This is a genomic window from Nostoc sp. CALU 546 (genome assembly GCF_048836525.1).
Window position 1 is genome coordinate 881 of sequence record NZ_JAWJTF010000135.1, and the last position, 21,007, is coordinate 21,887.

Sequence of the window (21,007 nt, forward strand, 5' to 3'; positions counted from 1 at the left end):
AAGACTCGTTGACGGAGATAAAAGACTCGTTGACGGAGATAAAAGACTCGTTAACGGAGATAAAAGACTCGTTGACGGAGATAAAAGACTCGTTAAGTAGAGAAATAAAAATATTTACAGTTATTGCGATCGCTTTATTTTCCTTTGCTACGATAGGAAATTACCTTTGAATTGTTCAACTCCTTTGCTTGGCTAATGAAAAAAGGTTTAAAAATCATTATCTCAATCATTTTTTCAATAATTATTACTGTATATCTAGCATGGTCGGCTTTTAACTACTATTGGTTTCGTGATTTGATTCCGGCGAAAATTGGGATAACCTACGCCATACACATTGGCGGTAAGAGTGGTCTTCGAGAGGGTTGTGGCGCAGCTATCTTTCGACTATCAAATGCAACTGCGGATGCCATTTCCCGCGAAGGGCTTGATTTTTTTAACGACGCTATCTATTCAAGAAAAAGCAAAGAGCGCCGCTACACCTATAGTTCATGGAAAGAAACACCAGTTCCGAATTCATGGACGAGTGAAGTCTCTTGGCCAGGTTTAGGTTGTTCGGGTGCAAGTCGCTCACTGTTTTCTCAAATCCTTCTCGCTGCTTCTAAAAAAGGAAGCTACTACTCCTCCAAAGACGAAGCAGAGATTCTTGTTATTCCAAGCTTTAAATTGGTAGTCTTTTCTTATTTTGGCTAGTCTCGCCAATCCAAATGCAAAAACCTCTTCCCTTTTCAGCGAGACACTGCGCGAAAATAGGAGAGGTTTTCTCCTGCCTCCTGCCTTCTTCAACCACTTGGTTTATTAAATACTTCTAAAATTTGTCGGCAAATCTGTTTGAGCTTATTCTCAATTTCACCAGAAGGCGAAGATGCGCCGACAACACTCCAGTTTTCTACCGTCGAAAGTCGCCACGCTTCACCGCGATGATCGAATCCAGCTACTTCCACACCGATCGCACGCCGGGAATTATTGATGGGATCTTGATAAAATCGGATTTGAATCAAAATACTACGACTTCGCCAAGATTTGCTAATACCAGGAAAGTGAAAGCCAATATCTATAGAATCTGGATCGACTAACTCCCTGGTTTCCGGGTCATTTTTCCAGGGTTTGAGATCGGATTTGGCATCAGGAAACTCGAATTTGAACAAATTAACTACCGTAGCAATGTTGCTGGCGAGTTCAAGGTTCGTTGCCTGTTCAGCTGCGTTCACTAAAAAACACTCCTATGATTGCGTCGGCATCTTCGGGGATGTGAAGAGATAAAAATCGCCAGAAGGCTTATATATATTGGTGTTTCAGCTTATCAAGACCTTTTAAATTTAGCAACTCTAAATCATATTTTCCTAACAATCCTCGTTACTAAACAGAATTCAGAATTCAGAAGTCAGAAGTCAGAATAGTGAGTTTGCCAGAAATGGATCTGACTTTTCACAGAATCTTGAAAACCCCTCTCTAAAAAGGTTTATCCGTGGGATCATCCTGAATTCTGTTAGCGATAGCGGGGCGTTTAGCCCATTCTGACTCCTTCTCATTAACAGATGCCAAAAATTGCTTCTTGTTGAGACTGACTAACACCTATTAAGTAATTGTACTTAAAAATTCCTCAAAAGCAGATGAAACTCTGCGCTTTGGAAAAAATATCAAGATTTTCTGCAAAATCCTTGGCTGACAAGAACGATTGACTGCGCTAGCGATCTAAAATGACACTGTGAATCGGTAAACCAAAAGCAATTAAGTTGAATATATGGTGCGTCAACGCTCGATTTTTTCATTTTTCCTAGTACTATTGGCCACATTCCTGATTAGTTGTGGTGGCCCTGGTGTTGCGATCGCACCCCCGACTTACACAGCAGTACAACTTGAAAAAATTCAGGCTTATGTTCCTGAAATTCAGGCTGTGCGCGATCGCTCAGAAGAATTGACAACCCTGATTAAAAAAGGTGATTGGATCAATGTGCGTAACTTTATACATGGCCCGATAACAGAAGCAAAGCTAAATCTGACTTATGTAACTCCCAACCTTCTACCCGAAGACCAACCCAAAGCACGTCAAATAACGCGAGATTTTTTTAAAGACCTGGTTAAACTCGATAAAGCTACTAGTGCCGGCAATCCTCTAGTTGCCTTGAACCAATCCCAAGCTGCTTTCGCAGAGATTGACAAATTCCTCGATCTGCTTCCGAAAACAGAAGAAAGTTAGGAGACGCGATTAATCGCGTCTGTACAGGAGTTAAGAGTTAGGAGTTAGGAGTTAGGAATTTTTAACTCCTAACTTCTTACTCCTCACTTGAAACACAAGTTATGAATGTAGTTATTATCGGTTGTGGTGTGGTTGGGGCTGCGATCGCATACCAACTGAGTCTAGTAAAAGGGCTAAAAATTACAGTTTGCGATCGCCAACCACCAGCACAAGCTTCCACGGGCGCTGCACTTGGCGTTTTAATGGGCGTAATCAGCCAAAAAATCAAGGGTAAAGCTTGGCAGATGCGACAAACTAGCATCCAGCGCTATGAAACCTTGATTCCTGAGTTAGAAGCTTTAACAGGTCGCAAAATTCCTTTTAATCGCCAGGGAATTCTCAGTCTGGGTTTGCAAGAGGAGAATTTAGCAGCATGGGAAAAGCTTGTAGAAATTCGCCACTCTCAAGGCTGGAATTTAGAAATTTGGGACACCACTAAACTCCAAAATATTTGTCCTCAAGTTGCTCACGAAAAAATTACTGGTGCTGTCTATTCTCCGCAAGACCGCCAGCTTGATCCAACTGCCCTCACCTTAGCTTTAGTTGAGGCTGCCCAGCAAAATGGGGTAACTTTCAAATTTGGCGTAACTGTTTTGGATGCCCAAACCTCAACATCTGAATTTTGCAATCAACTAGAGACTACAGAAGGAAAAATAGCCGCAGATTGGTTTGTAATCGCTGCGGGGCTAGGTTCAACACCCCTAACAGCAAAATTAAATCAGATAATTGATATTCGCCCTGTACTTGGGCAAGCATTGCAAATGCGTGTGGGGCATCCGTTAGGTAATCCTGATTTCCAACCAGCAATAACGGGTAATGATGTCCATATTGTTCCTGTGGGCGGTGGAGATTATTGGATAGGCGCAACTGTGGAATTTCCTAGCAATGGCGATGAGATACCGCCAAATCAAGAACTGTTGGAATCTGTTAGAGAACAAGCGATCGCATTTTGCCCAGAATTAGCCACAGCAAAAATTATCCGCACTTGGTCGGGCTTACGTCCCCGTCCTGAAGGTCGTCCAGCCCCAGTTATTGGTAAGTTGCCAGGGTTTAGTAACATCCTCCTAGCCACCGGACACTATCGCAACGGCGTTTTACTAGCACCCGCCACAGCTTATGCGATTCGTGAGATGATTATTTCTCAGGGAATGGGGAATGAGGGACTGGGGACTAGGGACTAGGGACTAGGGACTGGGGACTAAGGACTGAATTCTTCTTATCAATATCCCAGTACCCAATCCCCAGTACCCAGTACCCAATCCCCAATATAGGAAAATAACGTGTCAATAACAGAACATAAAATCAATGTAGATTCACTGGAATGGTTTTATCGGGAATCTTTACCAATCGGCAGAAGTGATTTAGCGCCTGTGTTGTTGCTACATGGCTTAGTTTCACAAAGTTACAGTTGGCGTCATATTATACCTGCTTTGGCGAATCAGGGGACAAGAGCGATCGCTCCCGATTGGATTGGTTACGGCTTTTCTGCTAAACCAGAAAAACGAGATTTTGCTTATACTCCTGATGCTTTTATCACAGCTTTAGAAGGATTTATTAAAGCTTTAGAACTGGAAAATTTTTCCTTAGTTGTCCAAGGTTTTTTAGGTTCTGTAGGACTACAATATGCGTTACGTCATCCAGAACAAATTGCCAATTTAGTTATCTTAAATACACCAATTTCAACTGCTGCCAAATTACCTTGGAAAATTAAACAAATGGGTTTACCTTTGGCAGGTGAAGTAATGACCCAAGACCCCCTATTAGTTGACCGGACGCTAGAAGGTGGTAGCCGTTATCGCATAGAAGATAAAGATTTAGATATTTATCGAAAACCATTTTTGAAAACTTCTGCATCTGGTCGAAGTCTATTAGCAAGTATTCGCAATTTACAGCTTGATTCAGCCATGACAGAAATACAATCTGGCTTTAAAGAATGGCAACAGCCAATTCTCATTCAATGGGGTATGATTGACCCTTGGCTACCTGTAGACATTGCCGAAAACTTTGCCAATTCCGTACCAAATACCGAATTAATAAAACTTAATAACGTCGGACATTATCCTCAAGAACACTACCACGAGACGATTTTGGAAGACCTTTTACCCTTTGTACGTCGTAAAGATGCTCATTGATAATATAGCTTTGGCAAAAATCGATATTATAAAAATGAATGTCAAAATATCAGGAGTCAGAATTCAGGAGTCAAAATATCAGGAGTCAGAATTCAGGAGTCAGAATTCAGAATTCAGGAATCAGAATCAATTAGTAGAGGATGCAAAATCATCACTTTAGTCCACTAGATGGAAGATTGAGTGGCAGAATTGAAATGTTATTTCTTGTTAAAAATCTATCCTTTAACGGGTGAAATATTCTGAATTCTGAATTCTGAATTCTGACTACTTTTTATTGCCATTAAAAATGGATTGCAACCACAAATAAAGGAGATTATGATTCATGGCTTATTCATGGTTTAAAGCCTTTCATATTGTTGGATTTGTAGTTTGGTTTGCTGGTTTGTTCTACCTAGTACGTCTTTTTATCTATCACGTTGAAGCGAACCTTGAACCGGAACCAGCGCGAACGATACTGAAAAATCAGTATCAACTGATGGAAAAGCGTCTCTATTACATCATCACGAACCCAGGAATGTACGTGACGATCGCAATGGCTATTGGTTTAGTAAGTACTGAACCGGATGTTTTAAAAGAGGGTTGGTTGCATATAAAACTGCTGTTTGTCGCTATTTTAATTGGCTACCATCATTACTGCGCTCGGCTGATGAAGAAATTAGCAGTAGATGAATGTCGCTGGAGTGGTCAGCAATTACGTGCTTTAAATGAAGCGCCTACAGTTATGTTAGTAGCGATCGTCTTACTAGCTGTATTTAAGAATAATTTACCTACAGATATTGCTGCTTGGGCTATTTTCGCCATGATTATTTTGATGGCAGTCACTATTCAACTTTACGCCAAAAAACGCAGGCAGGATAAAGAGAAGCTGACAGCACAGATAGGGCAACCACAAGAACAAAGTTAAAAGGGCGATTAGAAACCGCAACTACACAAGGCAAAACCCACCTCAGTGGGTTTCAAACCCTCAATTTTTCTTCAGCCCGGTTGCGCTGACTACTTTGTGGGTTCGCTGCAAGGGTTCTCTTAAGAGTAGACGCAAAGCGTCTATGTTTGTATAGCTGTAAATTCTATTTCGCCCTGGCTCTAAATGATAACTGTGCGTCTCTACCACTAATTACTTCATCCTGGAAACGTTTTCAGTAAATCATCCCCAGGAATCACAGTAGTGTAGAAAGCATATTTGCGATTAGCAACATAACGGCGATCTTGTTTAATAATCGCCATAAACTCTCTATGTCCTTCACGGGTACGCCCCACTAAACAACCCGCACTAGCAAGGCGAATATCATTTCGGGGAAAATCAAAGCCGTAGTGCTGATTCACATAAAAATTATCGCCTGTATCAAGTTTGTCGCCAGTCCGTTTAAAATCTTTGTTGAAATCTCTACAAACAGTTATATCTCCAACTTGCACTAATGCTTCGTGAGGTTCTGCTGTGCCGTGAGTACCAACAGCCCAAGCTTTGTATTGCCCAAACTGAATCCTCGCTGCTCCTTTGGAATTCATTGGTGTATAAGTGTAGTACTTCCCTGGTTCTGTAGTAGCTTCCCAGTGATCAACAATTTTAGGAACACCATTTACGACTTCAATCACAATCCGCCGGTCATTAAATTCATTGGGCGCATCATTGTTGAGAGTCCAGTCTGCATTTATACCCTCTATATAAACAATGTTGTATTCTTTGAGGTTAGTGAATACCTCATAATTCTTGGAGAGCATATATTTCACAATTTTGCTGGCAATGTCATTACCAAGCTTTAAAGGGGGTTTAGGAAGATCATCTGGTTTGGTTTCAATCAGTTTCTTGGCTGTGACTGCTCCTAAAAAGCCATTCTCTTCAGTTTTTATTAATTCTTGAAATTTTTTGAGAGAGATCACAGAAACAGGGCCAAATTTCCCATCGGCTGGGGGTTCTAGCAAACCTAAGCCAATTAACAATATCTGAATCTGACGAGCCAAGTCTGCGTCATCTGCGATCGCCTCAAATCCCCATTTCTCCTCTTTTCCCAAAAAATCTTGTAGTTTCATATTGCACCTGCTTCATTGACCTATAGCTAAGTATAAACATCATGACAAAAATTGACGATGTTTGAAACTATACGCTTATCCAAAAGGCTCAAGCAAAAATTTTATATTACTATAGTGACGCTAAGACGAGTAACTAACGATCGCGCAAAGGCAAGGTATTGTAGCTCTATTAATGAGAATTATTCTTCTAAGAGGATGTTTGAAAAGTATTAGGCGAATAGAATTCGCTACTACACAAACCAAGTACACCTCCGTGAAAAGCTTGAAAAATCAAGGGTTTTTAACCCACGGAGGTGAGTTTTGTCTGTATAGCCGCGACTTCCAGTCGCTAGGGCTAGTAATGAAACAAATTAGCAATTTGCAATGGGCTAACGCTCCGCTACGCTAACCCAATTAAACTAAGCCACCCACTATAGCAATCCTAAATGAGTTGTGAAAATTTGCGTTGTCCAGATCCCCCACTTCTTTGAAAAGTGGAGGATCTAATTTTTCATGAATGATTTAGGACTGCTATAGGGGCGGGGTTTCGACCATTGGTGTCAACTTAACGCAAAAACTATGTCCCGCAAGGAACTGAAGTTCCAAGAATCATAGCGAAAGTCATCTGAAGATGACTAGATATCCCGCAGCAAAGCTATTTCTAGCTTAAGTTGACACCAATGGGTTTCGACCTACCTTGCGATACAAGGATTATTTCGCGCCACTTGCGGGCAAGGTTTTTACCTTTTCCTTTTTTTGATAAAAAAGTTATTGAAATTCACCTAAAAATAAAATTTTTAACCTTATTAAGATCCTTGTAAAAGATCATTTATTGAACTTATACTCTGTTTAATTTGTTCTGTCAGAGAAGTTCTTAAGAAGTCAAGGCTTCCGGCTGAAAAATTGAGTAATCCTAAAGCATATAATAGGCTCGAAATGCCAATCAATAGAGCCAATAATCTACCAAAACAACCAGGATTAATTTCAATAAACCCTAATTTAGATTGCCCGATTACAGCAATCGTTATAAAAATAATTCCTGTTATTAAAAATGTGCTATTTGGAGTTAAATCTGTCATGTTCCTATTAATATGACTCAGTATTTTTATTGTAGCTATTATTAGTTCAAATTTCTGCCCTGACTATATGAAAAAACATAAAATTTTTACTCCTCAATAACCATGCATAAGGATGCTCTGGGCATTCTAATATCAGTATTGGATCTCATCGTGTGCTATAATTTATAAAAATATACTTTTATTTTCAAATTCTATTGAGCGAAAAATAGTGTTGATTGTCTCAATGGTGTATAAATACTTTTATTTTGCTCAAGTACCGAAGGACTAACCCAGATTAGGCAAGAAGGGAACTTACTTATGCACCTCTGGTAGAAATCAGATATTGTTAAGTTGCAACTGATTTAAACCTCTCGTTTGCTTTTTACTATTTTGCTGAAACTATTCAGTGGTAAAACTTTCAGCATCAAAAAGCCAAAATGTTATCACTCTTGTACTAGACTTTGATTTAGTTTATATACTAAACTACACTAAGACGATAGGAATAGTGGGTTTTTATGGAAAGCGTCCAAAACGTTAGTCAAGAGTTGAATGTAACAGGAGACACAGCGCCAGAGCAATTACAACAATCTACTCCAAAAGAGTTCAAAAAAGACATTTTCAGAAAACTCAGAGGTGGATTTTTTCTGGTACTGGGATATTTGTTGTCACCACTATGTTGGTGGAATGACTTACTATTTAATCTGCCAATAGCTTATGGTTTTGGATATGCATGTAGTTTACTTTCCCCAAAATTACTTCTACCTTGTTCAATTATAGGGTACTGGCTCTCTAATATTGTGGGAATTCTCTTGATGCAATTCGGTTCTAAGGACATTTTTCAAAAGGAACCTCAAGAGCATAATCTCAAAAAAGAATTATTCACTGGTCTAATTTCCTCAACAGTTTATACTCTGTTGATTATGCTCTTGATCCAGTTGAAAATTCTTGATTCTCCCATTTTATTCTCTAACAGTTGATTTAGTTCATCACCTTTTTATAAAGGAATCGATTATGGGGTGTACACATCTGTAAACCCCTACTATGTATATCTAGTAGATATTTCGTAAAAAGCAATATCAACTTTAATCAAATTTTAAAAATTCACTTAAATTCAACAACTTTGGAGCCTCCTTGCTTACAATTAATGGCAACTTACCGTTCCATTTTTGTATTGCTTGCCTTTGTAATATTTCTGGAGTTAAACCATCACGTAATAATCTGTGGGCTTCAGCTTCTCCTTTGGCTAAATTAACTTTTGCTTCAGCCTCTTTTGTTGCTTTCAGGGCGATAAACTCTGCTTGTTTTGCTTCTTGTTCAGCAATCTGCTTCGCCTCTACCGCCTCACCAAATTGTTCTGAAAAATGGACATGAACTAGAGAAATATCATCGACTGCAACGTGATAGCTACCTAGTCGTGTAGACAATGCATCATCTACTCCACTTTTGACTTCTCCTCGTTTAGTAATAATTTCTTCAGCAGTATACTTTGCCATGACTGCTTTTATAACTTCTTCAACTGCTGGGTTAATAATCCGAATAACTACATCTTGTTCATCTCCTATTTCTTGAAAAATGGCATTTATTTCTTGGGGAATAATATGCCAATTGAGAGCTACATCGGTGAAAACATTTTGTAAGTCTTTGGAAGAAGCTTCAGTCGAAATTTCCTGTTTTTGGACTCGAATACTCAACTTTTTTACAGTATTCACTACAGGAATAATCAAGTGAAGTCCTTCTCCTAATATCTGGTTTTGGACTTCGCCAAATTTCATCAATACACCACGTTCACCTGCATTTACAATCACACAAGGCGTGAGGAAAAGAGTTATCAGGAACAAAAGAGCAGTCAGTTTGCCAGCACTATTAAAAGTTGTATTTTTTTTCATCTGTGTGAAACATGTATGCGTCTTGTCTTGAGACACATATTTAGGAGTTGTAAGCTTCTTCCTGTCATGCTCTTATAACTTTGGCTCGAAGTCAATTTTCATATCACTCTAGCTAAGTAACAAAACATTATAGGAATCCGCTTTGATTTCTGAACTCATTTGCGTAGGCAGGCAATAGGCAATAGGCAACAGTCAAGAAGGCTTCTTAGTTGTACTGAGTTTTTTCAGAAATCAAATATGAGTCCTATATTACTAATAAGTAAGTCCCTGACTGAGCAGTTAATGTATTGAATATACAGGTATATAGTTAAGCAGCCAATGTGTACTTTACTACTCCAACTTGGAGCTAATGAAGATTAGGCTAGCTTTATATTTACCTAAATTACTGTAATAATATCGAAAAATCGTAGTATTGAAAAGGCAAGTTTGCCATTAACCCATGTATTACATTTAGCTCGTCTTTTTGTTTACCAAACTCATTAGCTGTTTATCCAACCCAATAAGGTAATCTCTACCGTAAGCTCCATTCTCTAAGCCTGTGACAAGATTATGGGGAATGTCTTGTGTAATTTCTTCGCTACAAGAACCAGCAGCCAGTGCAATTGCCGCTACTGTATCTACATCCCCGGTAAAAGCGATACAATCTTGTAAAAGTTCGCTCATGCTGTCATTTCGCATCACCGCAGTAATCGCAGCCCTGACACTCATCCAGCCTTTGGACTTTACCTTACCTTCCCAAGGTTTAGACCACTCTCCAGATACATAACCTTTGAGAAATAGTCCTAATTTGCGTTTTGCTCCCAGTCGATAGATAAAATAATGTGACATTAGGGCGGCCGCAACGGCAGCATTGATTCCATCAGGTGTATTGTGGGTAATTGCTGCTTGAATTGTTGCCGCCTCAATGACTTTTTCTGGTGTGGGATAGATGCCAATGGGTGCTGCACGCATTGCCCCTCCGCTTTTGTCACTATCAGGGTTAATTTTGCTTAAAAACTCTTCCCCATCTTGAATTTCTCCCAGAAAATGGTAGAAGCTTCGAGAATAACCTTCCCTCTCATCGCGCTTGAAGGCTCTAACAAAACTATCGGCTAAAACTTCTGGTGTCCACGGTGCTTGAGCAACAATTACTTCGGCAATGGCAATGCTCATCTGGGTATCGTCAGTATAGCTGCCAGGAATGAGTCGAAAACGCGGATGCTCGACGTATCGACTCAAATCGTTGTTAACGATCATCTCATCAGCATATTCAAAGCCTGCACCGTAGGCATCTGCGATCGCTAACTCTAGCAGCATAAGGGTATTAAATTAAAAACGGACGCGCCAGAAAAAAGCTAGAAACTGATTTAGCATCTACCGGTTCTCCCTCCAGAATCGCTTTCTCCAATTCTTCGGGAGTCAAAAATACAGTTTCGATATCCTCGTCTCCATCTTGTGGTGGTGGTGTCTCCAGCTTTTCCAAATCTCGCGCCAGAAAAGCATAGATAATTTCATCAGAATAGCCGGGAGCTAAGAAAAATTCGCCTAGTTTATCCCATTTTTTGGCACTATAACCAGTTTCTTCTTCAATTTCACGCTGTATTGTCTCTAAAGGTTCTTCATTTGCTTCCACAGTTCCCGCCGGAAATTCTAATATCCGTCCCTGAATTGCAAAACGATACTGGCGCACCAGCACAAGTTTACCCTCTGGTGTCACCGGTACAGCTAAAGCACCACCAGGGTGACGAATACATTCCCATTCTCCTTCCGATTTATTAGGTAAACGCAAGCGATTAACTTCAAAATCAAACTTGCGTCCTTTATAAAACAGGCGTTGTTTTAGTAGTTGTGGTAATTCTCTACCTAATGGCATAATAAAATCTGATTATCTGTGAATACAGAGGCGAAATCAGCGTTCTTCTGCGTTTAAGGATGGTGATTTTAATTGCCCATCCATAAATGTACATCTGAACAGTCTACCTCTTTCAGCAGTTCTTTAATAACACACCCAGAAACTGGTTCTACCCAATCTGGGGCAATTTCTGCCAGTGGTACTAACACAAAGGCCCGATCCCGCATTCGCGGATGGGGAATCTGGAGATTTGGTGTATCTACAATAAAGTCATCAAATAATAACAAATCCAAATCCAGGGTTCGTGGCCCCCAGCGTTCCTGTCGCACCCGCCCAAATTGTTGTTCAATTCCTAACAAAATTTCTAATAACTGCTGAGGTAGCATCTCTACCTGCAAGGTGACGCAGCCATTTAGGTAATCTGGCTGTGGTGGCCCGACGGCTTTAGTTTGGTACCAATTGGATTTGGCTTCTAAGAGAATACCTGGTGTTTGGGCTAAAAGCTCTATAGCTGCTTCTAAAATCGTCTGTGAATCGCCGATATTACTACCAAGGGCAAGAGCGCTTCGTCTGGGTTTAGTGTAGGCGTTGCTCGCCGTTGGCATCCTACTCTCCTTAATTGAGCCGTTTTCTGGCTGTTTTTGCGGATACTTTGCTGCGCTTGTTCCAGAAAATGCCAATAGCTTTTGTATTCAGAATAGTTATCAAAATTGCAGCATTTTTACAAAACTAAACTAACCAAATCTAAAAAACATTATTTTATGGTGAATTTAGTTAATTATTTATAGGATATTATACTAACACAATGGTGGTGCGCTAACCCCAAAGTTGATTGATGGTGGTTATATAGTTACTACTTTGAGCGAGGAACTGACGTGGGGAAGCTTACCTCCTGGTTCAAGCGAAGACCAACCAATTTGAGTGACTCTGGACAAGGAGGAACAAATGAGAGCTTACCACCAGCACATCTGGCGCAGGCGAGGCAGTTACTGAGCAAAATGAAAATTTTACCATCTAGGATGAAGGCCAATCAGGCAACTGGCGGTAAACCACTCTATCGTCGCTTATGGTTTTGGGCAGGCTTGGGTATAGGTGGTGGGATATTTGCCTTGATCTACGGCATTAATTCAATAGACCAAACTTTGCCAAATCAGGCCGAGTTGAATGCTGTACTCAGAGAGCAAACGCTAACTATCAAAGCTGCCGATGGCACCATATTACAACAACAAGGTGAAGCGACCAGAGAACAGCTAAAGCTAGAACAAATACCAGATAATTTAAAAAAAGCTTTCATCGCTTCAGAAGATAAAAGATTTAAAGAACACAACGGAGTTGATCCGCAAGGGATTGTCAGAGCAGGTTTGAATAATTTGCGATCGCAAGGTGTGGTTGAAGGTGGTAGCACCATCACCCAACAGCTAACGCGGATTCTCTTTTTGAAACAAGAGCAGACAATCTGGCGCAAACTCAAAGAAGTTCGCCTTGCCCAAAAAATGGAGCAAGAATTAACCAAAGATCAGATTCTAGAGCGTTACCTGAATCTGGTTTATTTGGGGGCTGGAGCTTACGGTGTGGCAGATGCATCTTGGGTATACTTTAGTAAGTCGCCAGACCAGCTTTCTTTAGCGGAAATGGCAACGATTGCTGGATTAGCTCCTGCTCCTAGCTTGTACGCCCCAGACAAGAATCCAGAAGCGGCAAAACGACGGCGCGACTTGGTATTGCTACGGATGCAAGAAGATGGAATTATTACACCAGAGCAAAGGCAGGCAGCTGTTCAGGAGTCATTAACCCTCAAAAGCAGTTTACCCAAGCGAGTGCAAGTAGAATCACCCTACTTTACCAGCTACATCCAAAAAGAATTGCCGAAGTATGTTTCTTCTGATGTGCTCACAAGTGGGGGTTTAGTAGTAGAAACCACCCTGAACCCGACTTGGCAAAAAGTGGCAGAAGAGGCGGTTGCCAAAACGCTGCGAAATCAAGGACGCTGGGAGAACTTTAAGCAAGCAGCAATGGTGGCCATTGACCCCCGTAACGGTGAAATTAAGGCAATGGTGGGGGGAAAAGACTTTGGCAAAAACCAGTTTAATCGAGTTACCCAGGCACAAAGGCAGCCAGGATCGACATTTAAAGGGTTTGTATATGCCACTGCGATCGCTAGCGGTAAAAGCCCCTACGATAGCTACCAGGATGCGCCCTTTGTCGTAGATGGTTATGAACCAAAAAACTATAGCGAAAGGTTTCGAGGTTCCATGAATATCCGAGACGCTCTCACCAGTTCTATTAATGTGATTGCGGTGAAAGTGTTGATTGATATGGGATTTACGCCAACGATTAAACTTGCCCATGATATGGGGATAAAATCTGAACTCAAGCCCACCTATTCCTTGGCTCTCGGCTCAAATGAAGTCAATTTGTTAGAGTTGACCAGCGCTTATGGCAGTTTTGCTACTCTTGGCTTGCATACAGAACCTCATGGCATTACCCGCATCCTCAACCGCCAAGGTAAAGTGATTTGGTCAGCTAATTTCAAGCCTAAACGGGCCCTTGATGCTGACAGTGCCGCCATCATGACTTGGATGCTACGCAACGTCGTAGAAGCGGGAACTGGTGCTGCTGCTCAATTAGGTAATAGACAGGTTGCTGGCAAAACCGGCACCTCCGATGAAGCCCGCGATTTATGGTTTATTGGCTACATTCCCCAAATGGTGACAGGGGTCTGGCTAGGTAACGATGATAACCGCCCCACTTATGGCAGTAGTGGTAGTGCGGCTTACACCTGGCGCGAATTTATGAAACAAGCGGTTGAGGAAATGCCAGTAGAAAAGTTTCCCAAACGACCCAAATTAGATGGTCGCAAAGGTACTATTAAAGCCCAGTCTATTAAGCCCAAACAAATCCTAAATCGTTCTATCTCCTCTAATGATGATTCGGGAGAAAGTGCAGACAGCAGCAGATCATCTAGGAGACGTAGAAGCAGGAGGAGCTATTCTCAAGAAGATCAGCAAACAAGTAACTATACCCCAAGACGGAGAAGGCGCGATGCCTACGGCGGGCTACGCCTACGCAGCGAAGAATCCAGTTCTAGTAACTCTTCCTCAGAATCATCCACTCCACGGCGGCGCTCTAGAAGAGTAGAATCTGATTCTCCCCCGCCTAGAAGAACTCGGCGATCTTCCTCTCCTGCAAATAGTTCTGGTTCTTCAGGTTCTTCATCATCACAGCCATCCTGGCGGGATAGACTGAGACCTTCTAACTAATTAATTAAAGGTGGGCATGGGGCAAAACAGTTCCAAGTTCCGAGTTCCGTTAGCGGAGCGTTGAGCCAGTTCTGAGTAAAAAAGTGAGATTCCCCACTCAGCACTCTTGAGGGGCATAGAAAAGAGGCAGAGGGGCGAGGTGGGGGTGCTGAGGAGAGGAATTTTCACCCTGCTCCCTGCTCCCTACTCTCTCTCCCTCATCCCTTTTCTCTGCAATATGAAGTTGCTCAAACTAAACTACAGGGGGATGTTAAGTGATACGCTCATTTTATAGTGTGTTAAGTACTGTTACCTAACCTTGGAGAATATACTCATGCATGTATTTATGCAAACGGCAGCACCAGCGATAGATGCTGCCCCTCACTTTCCCTTGGCTTTTACCTTGGTGTATGTCGTTGGTTTTATTGCCGCTGTAACCATTGGTTCAATAGCTTGGTACAACTCAAAACGCCCCGCAGGCTGGGAAAGCAAAGAGCGTCCTGATTTTGTGCCTAAAGTTGATAAAGAAGAAACTCCGGGTGTGGGTAAACCGAAGTCATAATTTAGTCATTAGTTATTAGTCATTAGTCATTAGTCATTAATTATTAGACTATGGACTTTTGACTATTGTTAATTTTGCACTTCAACCCAACGGCGGTAAAGCTTTTGAATTTGTTTGAGAAGTGTAGTGTGAGCCGGTTGAGTTGACTCATTCGGCTTCGCTATATCTTGCAGTTTCGTTAGGAGTCTAGCTTCTTCAACGGCTACTTCGCCATCGCTATAAATTAAGCCACTGATAGCTTCAATCAGATTTTCGCAATCTTCAAGGCTGGGGCGATCGCCTAAATACTCCCGCACCCATTCATAGCATTCTTTTGGCTGTACAGGAACTAATTCGTACAGCCAAGGCTTAATTTCTGGGTCGTTAGCCAAACCTTTTGCTTGAGCTATTTCGCGGAGATATTGCCGTTCTTCTGGCTGGATTCTGCCATCAATCCAGGCTGCTCCAATCAGGATTTTAACTAAGTTTTTCACATTGGAAGGGGAAACCATTGCTGCCTCCTCTGGTAGATTCAGGCCTCCACCAAATCGTACAATCCCAAACAGTATTCATTCGGAATTATTGGTTTTTCTTAAGCGCACCATAAAAAAGCCATCCATGTCCTGGCAATGGGGCCAGACTTTAAACCAACCTTGAGGCGTGCTATGGGCAAAATCAGGTAACTCAACGCCTCTGGGAGCCTCAATTTGCCAATCAGGTGACTCAGCTAAAAATGCGGAAATTACTTCTTCATTTTCTGCTGGATGCAATGTACAGGTGGCATAAACTAGTACACCACCAGGTTTGACAAAAGTAGATGTATGTGTTAATAATTCTTTTTGCAGCACCGAAAGTTCTCGGACTGATTCTGGTGTCTGTCGCCAACGCGCATCAGCATGACGGTGCATAGTTCCTAAACCAGAACATGGGGCATCCAATAATACGCGGTCTGCGGTGTTTTGAAATTGCTTGAAGTGGCGACTGTCGCCAGTGTAAATTTGAATAGATTGTAAATTCAGGCGTTGAGAATTTTCTTGGAGTTTACGAAGACGAGAAGAAGTGCGATCGCAAGCCCAAATTTTTCCCTTATCTGCCATTAATTCCGCAATGTGGGTTGTTTTACCCCCTGGTGCGGCACAAACATCAATTACCACCTCACCTGGTTGCGGGTCGAGTAAATGACTTACCAATTGGGCGCTACTATCTTGTACAGTCCACCAACCTTCTCTAAAACCAGGTAGTTTTTGAATTGACCCTGCACTACCAATCAATCGTAAAGCTTGGGGTAAATGAGGAATCCGTCTCACCAAAACACCAGCAGATTGCAAAGCCGCCTCAACTTCCTCGATGGAAGTACAAAGCGGGTTGATACGCAAATCAATTGTTGGTGATTGGTTCATCCATTCACACAGTTGTTCTGTCTCGGAAAAATCCAATTGTTCTAACCAAACTTGAATCATCCAGTCAGGAAAGCTGTGTAAAATACCCAAGCGTTCCACTGGGTTTTCTGGAAGTTGTAACGGATCAAAATTGGGGATTGGGGATTGGGGAGTGGGGAGTGGGGAGTGGGGGAGTAACAATGAGTTTTTCTCCTCTGCCCCTCTGCTCTCTTGCACCCCTGCTTTTCTCAAATACTGGCGTAATAGACCGTTAACAAAACCAGTTAGTCCAGAAAAACCGTTTTCTTTAGCGAGTTGGACGGTAGTATTAACAGCAGCCGAGGCGGGAATACGCTGTTGATAGCGCAACTGGTAAAAACCCAGATGTAAGATGGTGCGTAGGTCTGGCGGTTGTTGATGAGATTTCTTTGTGGCTAGTTGATCGATAAGAGTATCAAGAGTGCGCTGCCTTCTGACACTCCCATAAACCAATTCTGTCAACAAGCGGCGATCGTTATCAGGCAAATTAACTTTTTGCAGCACTCTATCTAGGGCAACATCAGCATAAGCCCCCTTGTGAACATCTCGCAGAGCGATAAAAGCTAGTTGACGGGGGTTTGTCATGGAAACATAATTCAGGAGTCAGAAGGCTTTTGTATTCTAACTCTTAACTCTGCCAATTTTAGATTTTAGATTTTCAATTTTGGATTCAAGAAAAATCTAAAATCCAAAATTGAATAGCTCCTAACTATATCAATTTTAGATTTGAATTTGGATTGAAGTAAAAATCTAAAATCCAAAATCTAAAATCCAAAATTGAATAACTTCACCTATCAAGACATATATGGGTCTACGCTGGCAATTTCAAACTCACACGCTCTAGAAACCTGTTCTGCTGGTAATTTCCCAAAGCTGATTAATGGTAAATAAGTAGGGTTTGCCATCAGTTCTTTTGCTAATAAGAACCCAGTAATTGTCCAAGTTTGATATTTCCGAGCTTGTTTGCCAATCAGTCGCCCTTTCTTCCCATCGTAATATTCTGGCCATTCATCTGTACTGAGGCGTCCTTGGGCAATTTCAATCGCCTTTTGTGCAAGACTTGTTCTATTAGTTTTCACAGCCGCCGCTGCCAACATCCACATTAAAACTGGCCAACTACCAGCATTATGATACGACCAGGGGATATTTTTGGGGTCACATCCAGTTACAATTCTGTATTCTTCATGTTCCAAAGCTGGGAAACAGATTTTCATTGGCATATCTCCCACCAAATCATCCCATCGTTCCTCAATGAGAGTCATAATCGCTTGTGACTGTTCTTCGGTGGCTAAGTCGGAAATGATTGCCATTAAGTTTCCGAGTGAAAAGAAGCGAGTATCTAGCTGCGACGGGCCAACATTACCTGCTAGATAACCACCTTTTTTAGGCAGCCATTTATCTAATTCATAATAGGGAACAGAATCTACATATATATTGAACAGATTAACAGCAGCCTTGCCATATTCTTCACTTTTGAAGCGATAAATTGCATTCAGGCGATTAATATCTATCCAATAATGCTGGCGGATATGAGCGCATAAAAGAGGTAACCGGTTATCAATGGCTTCAACAATATCAGAATTACCTTTACAAATTAGCAGTTCACGAGATGCACGCAATGCCGTGTAAAAAAGAACTTGTAGTTCTAAAGGATGACCATAAATGCCCATACGACGGTCAATCATACAAGCACCATCTGGAACCAACAGCGTTGGGTACATATCAAAACGATTTGCCAAGCAGATTTCCATGATTAACCTGATACCATTTTGGAATTCAGGTTGATCGGCTAGAGAAAAGTCATCTGTGGCGACTACGTAAGCACGCAATAAAATAATCCACCATAGGCAAGAATCTACGGGAGTAACTCTAGCGATCGCATGTTCACCAAAGTCTGCTTCTAAATATTCTTGTCCATTTTCTGATACAACTTTAAAGCTAGCTGGGATTAATCCTCGTCCTGGCTTATAGGCATCTAATGCCTTTTCTTTAGGCTGTAACTTTAAGGTTTCTTCTAAGAAATTACGAACAATATCTGTTCTACCTTTAATTAGAAAAATTAGAGCGGAAGAAACAAAATCCCGGACAAAGCACTGATCGTAATTGAGCGCCTCTACAGAGGCATCGTAAGCGGCTACTGTCCCAACGGGGCGTCCCTGATAGTAGAGAATTGATTTTTCTAGTGTTAGCCAAGCTTCTTCGACTTCTTTGAAATTTTCAGTAGTTTCCAATTCGTTTAGGTGCATCGCCAGAATAACTCCATTGGGATTGTGAATTTGTGGTAGATGCGTCTTCATTTATTATTTTGCTATTCTCAGCATAACAAAAACGATTCTTTGAATAGCAAATATAATTTGGTAAAAAAATAATCAACTAACAATGAATAAACTTGCTGACATTTATGCAATTTTATTGTTAGTTAATTGCCTGTAATTTATTACTGTTTTGGTGAATTATAGTTGTTGCTCTCCACCTCAAGTAGTAACATGATTCCTAACAACAGTCACACAAGATATATTTTTAGATTATTTATTGTTCCGTTATCTGCCCGAAATCTTTGCTTTACCAAACAAAAACATATCTTTAGTGCTGTTTAGGGTTTGTGTGAAGTTAAAACTGGTTGCAGTATATTTACCTGAGCAAGATTAGTTTTTGACACGAAGAGGTCAGATTATTCCCCTATAACCTAATAATCTATAACGTTTTGTCAAAATATGCAATATGAATGCTCAAAAATTTTAATATGTCAATACTTCTCAAGAGTTAAATATATTACCCTACTGATAGATGACATGGGGTATTTATGGGAGTAGACTCAAAAAATCCAGCCAACAGAACGATCGCCAATGCTAAGAAAGCGATCGATAATCCGAGTTAGATTCTGTTGCGGGATACCAGTACCAGTATTTTGAATCTGAATCACAGCATAATGGTCACTACGGTATAAGCAATCAGTCACCTTTCCTGTTTGTGATGTGTATTGAATTGCATTGATAATTAAGTTAACAGAGAAGCGATGCTCATTACTGTTCTCCTAAAGCAGCTTTAAAAACTTGTTCAGCAGTCAGATTTAGCTCTCTGAAAGTTGGCGATTGAATTTGGTTATTACCACGAAACTGAGTTTTCGAGACGCGATAAATCGCCGTCTCTACAAGTGTTTTGGTCTTATCTGAACTGTATTGATCTATAAACTTATATTGTTGGTTATTTATTTGACTGTATATACTTTTATGCTGACTTATCTTCTGCTGCCAATTGATGAATTTGTTGTGTATACCAAATAATCTCAAGCATTCCTTGTTGATCTAGATCATTAGTCTGTGCTATTTGGGGTTGTAGCGTAATACCGCTAGTTCGATTTGTTAGAAGTTCAATCGGCAAATTTGGTGCAATTGCAAGCGGTCGTGCTAAACCGATAACATCTACGCTTCCTTCATCAATTGCTTGTGCCATAGCATCGGCTGAACGAAAACCACCAGTTAACATAATTGGTAGAGAAATTGAGGAGCGAACTTTTCGGACATATTCTAAAAAATAAGCTTCGCGTTGGCGTGTACTTTCTTTTTGAGCAATATCTGTCTGTCCCATCATCGACAGCTTTTCATAAGTTCCACCGGAAATTTCTATCAAGTCAACACCAACTTGTTCTAAAACTTGGACAACATTAATAGATTCTTCTTCAGTAAAACCACCTCGTTGAAAATCGGCGGAGTTGAGTTTGACACTAATCGGAAAATCTTGACCAAGAGAATTACGTATTCCTTGATATACTTCTAAAAGGAAACGCATTCGCTTTTCAGGTGTTCCTCCCCAGTCATCATTACGTTGATTAGAAAGTGGTGATAAAAATTGGTTAATTAGATATCCATGAGCAGCATGGATTTGTACACCAGTAAAACCAGCTTTTTTTGCAATTTTTGCTGTAGAAATGTGACGTTCGATTAGATGTTTAATTTCCGCTTCAGTTAATGCTCTGGGTTGAGCGAATTCTTTATCAGAAAGTTGTAGTGGAATTGATGATGGTGCTACAGGCTGTGGTGATAAATAAATTGGTGATTGCCGTCCTGGATGATTAATCTGCATCCATATATGACCACCTTGTGCAATGCTTGCAACTGCCCATTCTTGGAGAAGTGGCAAATCCCGTTCATCTTCAATTACAACATCGCGTGGTAAAACCAAAGCTGTCCGAGCAATCATGACATTACCGGTAATCATCAAACCGGCTCCTCCTAATGCCCACCGCTTATACAAGCGGATAATTTCTTTTGTAGGGCTGTTTTGATCGTCAGCTAACTGTTCGTTCATGGCAGCTTTAGCTATCCGATTTGGCAATTCTGCCCCACAGGCTAGTTTTAAAGGTCGGTTAAGGATGGTAATATTGTTATTCATATTTTGACTAGTATCAATAAACTGCTAACATAGACGACTGCAATTGAGGGCACTTGTTTAACTCTGGCGCGATCGCAATTCTCGCACCACCCACCACTATATCGGCTAGTCGTAACGAAGGATGTAAGGCAACTTATTTATCAAAATTAATATATTTGTGAGCATTTAAACCCAGATTCCGCAGGTGTGCTCGTAAAATGCTGTATTTTTAGAAATGACCTAAATGCTGCATTTTAGAAGCATGACAGCATCACCATCAGAATATAC

General features: G+C 41.0%; 20 protein-coding genes. 8 read left to right on the forward strand and 12 right to left on the reverse strand.

The features are described 5' to 3' along the window. Positions 1-195 precede the first annotated feature (195 nt). A complete protein-coding gene (locus RRG12_RS38100; protein WP_420762781.1) occupies positions 196-690 on the forward strand; it encodes a hypothetical protein in 495 nt (164 codons plus the stop codon). A gap of 89 nt (positions 691-779) precedes the next feature. Here the strand turns inward: RRG12_RS38100 and RRG12_RS38105 are convergent, their stop codons facing one another. Beyond that, positions 780-1,208 carry a hypothetical protein gene (locus tag RRG12_RS38105; RefSeq protein ID WP_420762782.1) on the reverse strand — a complete coding sequence of 143 codons (429 nt, stop codon included), beginning with the start codon at positions 1,206-1,208 and terminating at the stop codon, positions 780-782. Between the two features lie 533 nt (positions 1,209-1,741). On the opposite strand from RRG12_RS38105, the gene psbQ reads away from it, so the two are divergent. The 4 genes from psbQ (at position 1,742) to hemJ (ending at position 5,272) form a co-directional block, all read left to right on the forward strand. After that, the gene (psbQ, locus tag RRG12_RS38110; protein WP_420762783.1) at positions 1,742-2,197 is read left to right on the forward strand and encodes a photosystem II protein PsbQ; all 456 of its coding nucleotides are present in this window, start codon (positions 1,742-1,744) and stop codon (positions 2,195-2,197) included. 101 nt (positions 2,198-2,298) lie between these two features. Continuing rightward, the gene (locus RRG12_RS38115) at positions 2,299-3,417 is read left to right on the forward strand and encodes an NAD(P)/FAD-dependent oxidoreductase (protein WP_420762784.1); all 1,119 of its coding nucleotides are present in this window, start codon (positions 2,299-2,301) and stop codon (positions 3,415-3,417) included. A 99-nt stretch (positions 3,418-3,516) separates the two neighbouring features. Then, complete coding sequence (locus tag RRG12_RS38120) at positions 3,517-4,368, forward strand: alpha/beta fold hydrolase (protein ID WP_069070663.1); 852 nt, start codon at positions 3,517-3,519, stop codon at positions 4,366-4,368. 322 nt (positions 4,369-4,690) lie between these two features. Continuing rightward, positions 4,691-5,272, forward strand: coding sequence for a protoporphyrinogen oxidase HemJ (hemJ, locus tag RRG12_RS38125; protein WP_069070662.1), 582 nt, complete (start codon positions 4,691-4,693; stop codon positions 5,270-5,272). A gap of 215 nt (positions 5,273-5,487) precedes the next feature. Here hemJ and RRG12_RS38130 read toward each other — a convergent pair whose 3' ends face one another. Continuing rightward, positions 5,488-6,396, reverse strand: a complete 909-nt coding sequence (locus tag RRG12_RS38130; RefSeq protein ID WP_420762785.1) for a peptidoglycan-binding protein — start codon at positions 6,394-6,396, stop codon at positions 5,488-5,490. A gap of 785 nt (positions 6,397-7,181) precedes the next feature. After that, positions 7,182-7,454 carry a hypothetical protein gene (locus tag RRG12_RS38135; RefSeq protein ID WP_420762786.1) on the reverse strand — a complete coding sequence of 91 codons (273 nt, stop codon included), beginning with the start codon at positions 7,452-7,454 and terminating at the stop codon, positions 7,182-7,184. Between the two features lie 494 nt (positions 7,455-7,948). On the opposite strand from RRG12_RS38135, the gene RRG12_RS38140 reads away from it, so the two are divergent. Continuing rightward, complete coding sequence (locus RRG12_RS38140; protein ID WP_420762787.1) at positions 7,949-8,410, forward strand: hypothetical protein; 462 nt, start codon at positions 7,949-7,951, stop codon at positions 8,408-8,410. A gap of 105 nt (positions 8,411-8,515) precedes the next feature. Here the strand turns inward: RRG12_RS38140 and RRG12_RS38145 are convergent, their stop codons facing one another. The 4 genes from RRG12_RS38145 to folK all read right to left on the reverse strand — a co-directional run bounded on the left by RRG12_RS38145 (position 8,516) and on the right by folK (position 11,755). Further along, positions 8,516-9,319: a prohibitin family protein gene (locus RRG12_RS38145; RefSeq protein ID WP_420762788.1), complete on the reverse strand. Its 804-nt coding sequence runs from the start codon at positions 9,317-9,319 to the stop codon at positions 8,516-8,518. Between the two features lie 450 nt (positions 9,320-9,769). Beyond that, positions 9,770-10,615, reverse strand: coding sequence for an ADP-ribosylglycohydrolase family protein (locus tag RRG12_RS38150; protein ID WP_420762789.1), 846 nt, complete (start codon positions 10,613-10,615; stop codon positions 9,770-9,772). Positions 10,616-10,622: 7 nt separating this feature from the next. Next, entirely contained in the window at positions 10,623-11,171 is a 549-nt protein-coding gene (locus RRG12_RS38155; RefSeq protein ID WP_069074689.1) for an NUDIX hydrolase, read from the reverse strand. Positions 11,172-11,239: 68 nt separating this feature from the next. After that, positions 11,240-11,755: a 2-amino-4-hydroxy-6-hydroxymethyldihydropteridine diphosphokinase gene (folK, locus tag RRG12_RS38160; protein WP_420762790.1), complete on the reverse strand. Its 516-nt coding sequence runs from the start codon at positions 11,753-11,755 to the stop codon at positions 11,240-11,242. A 270-nt stretch (positions 11,756-12,025) separates the two neighbouring features. On the opposite strand from folK, the gene RRG12_RS38165 reads away from it, so the two are divergent. Both RRG12_RS38165 and psb35 read left to right on the forward strand, forming a co-directional pair. After that, positions 12,026-14,410 (forward strand): transglycosylase domain-containing protein, encoded by a 2,385-nt coding sequence (locus RRG12_RS38165; RefSeq protein ID WP_420762791.1) that lies wholly within the window; start codon positions 12,026-12,028, stop codon positions 14,408-14,410. 313 nt (positions 14,411-14,723) lie between these two features. Then, positions 14,724-14,951, forward strand: a complete 228-nt coding sequence (gene psb35, locus RRG12_RS38170; protein ID WP_181928519.1) for a photosystem II assembly protein Psb35 — start codon at positions 14,724-14,726, stop codon at positions 14,949-14,951. A 68-nt stretch (positions 14,952-15,019) separates the two neighbouring features. Here psb35 and RRG12_RS38175 read toward each other — a convergent pair whose 3' ends face one another. The 5 genes from RRG12_RS38175 to RRG12_RS38195 all read right to left on the reverse strand — a co-directional run bounded on the left by RRG12_RS38175 (position 15,020) and on the right by RRG12_RS38195 (position 20,740). Then, positions 15,020-15,442 carry a TerB family tellurite resistance protein gene (locus RRG12_RS38175; RefSeq protein ID WP_420762792.1) on the reverse strand — a complete coding sequence of 141 codons (423 nt, stop codon included), beginning with the start codon at positions 15,440-15,442 and terminating at the stop codon, positions 15,020-15,022. A gap of 57 nt (positions 15,443-15,499) precedes the next feature. Beyond that, positions 15,500-16,933, reverse strand: coding sequence for a 16S rRNA (cytosine(967)-C(5))-methyltransferase (locus tag RRG12_RS38180; protein ID WP_420762793.1), 1,434 nt, complete (start codon positions 16,931-16,933; stop codon positions 15,500-15,502). 209 nt (positions 16,934-17,142) lie between these two features. Continuing rightward, entirely contained in the window at positions 17,143-18,594 is a 1,452-nt protein-coding gene (locus tag RRG12_RS38185) for a glycoside hydrolase 100 family protein (protein WP_420762795.1), read from the reverse strand. Positions 18,595-19,163: 569 nt separating this feature from the next. Next, a complete protein-coding gene (locus RRG12_RS38190; RefSeq protein ID WP_420762796.1) occupies positions 19,164-19,346 on the reverse strand; it encodes an ATP-binding protein in 183 nt (60 codons plus the stop codon). 230 nt (positions 19,347-19,576) lie between these two features. After that, positions 19,577-20,740 (reverse strand): NADH:flavin oxidoreductase/NADH oxidase family protein, encoded by a 1,164-nt coding sequence (locus RRG12_RS38195; protein ID WP_420762794.1) that lies wholly within the window; start codon positions 20,738-20,740, stop codon positions 19,577-19,579. Between the last annotated feature and the right edge of the window lie 267 nt (positions 20,741-21,007).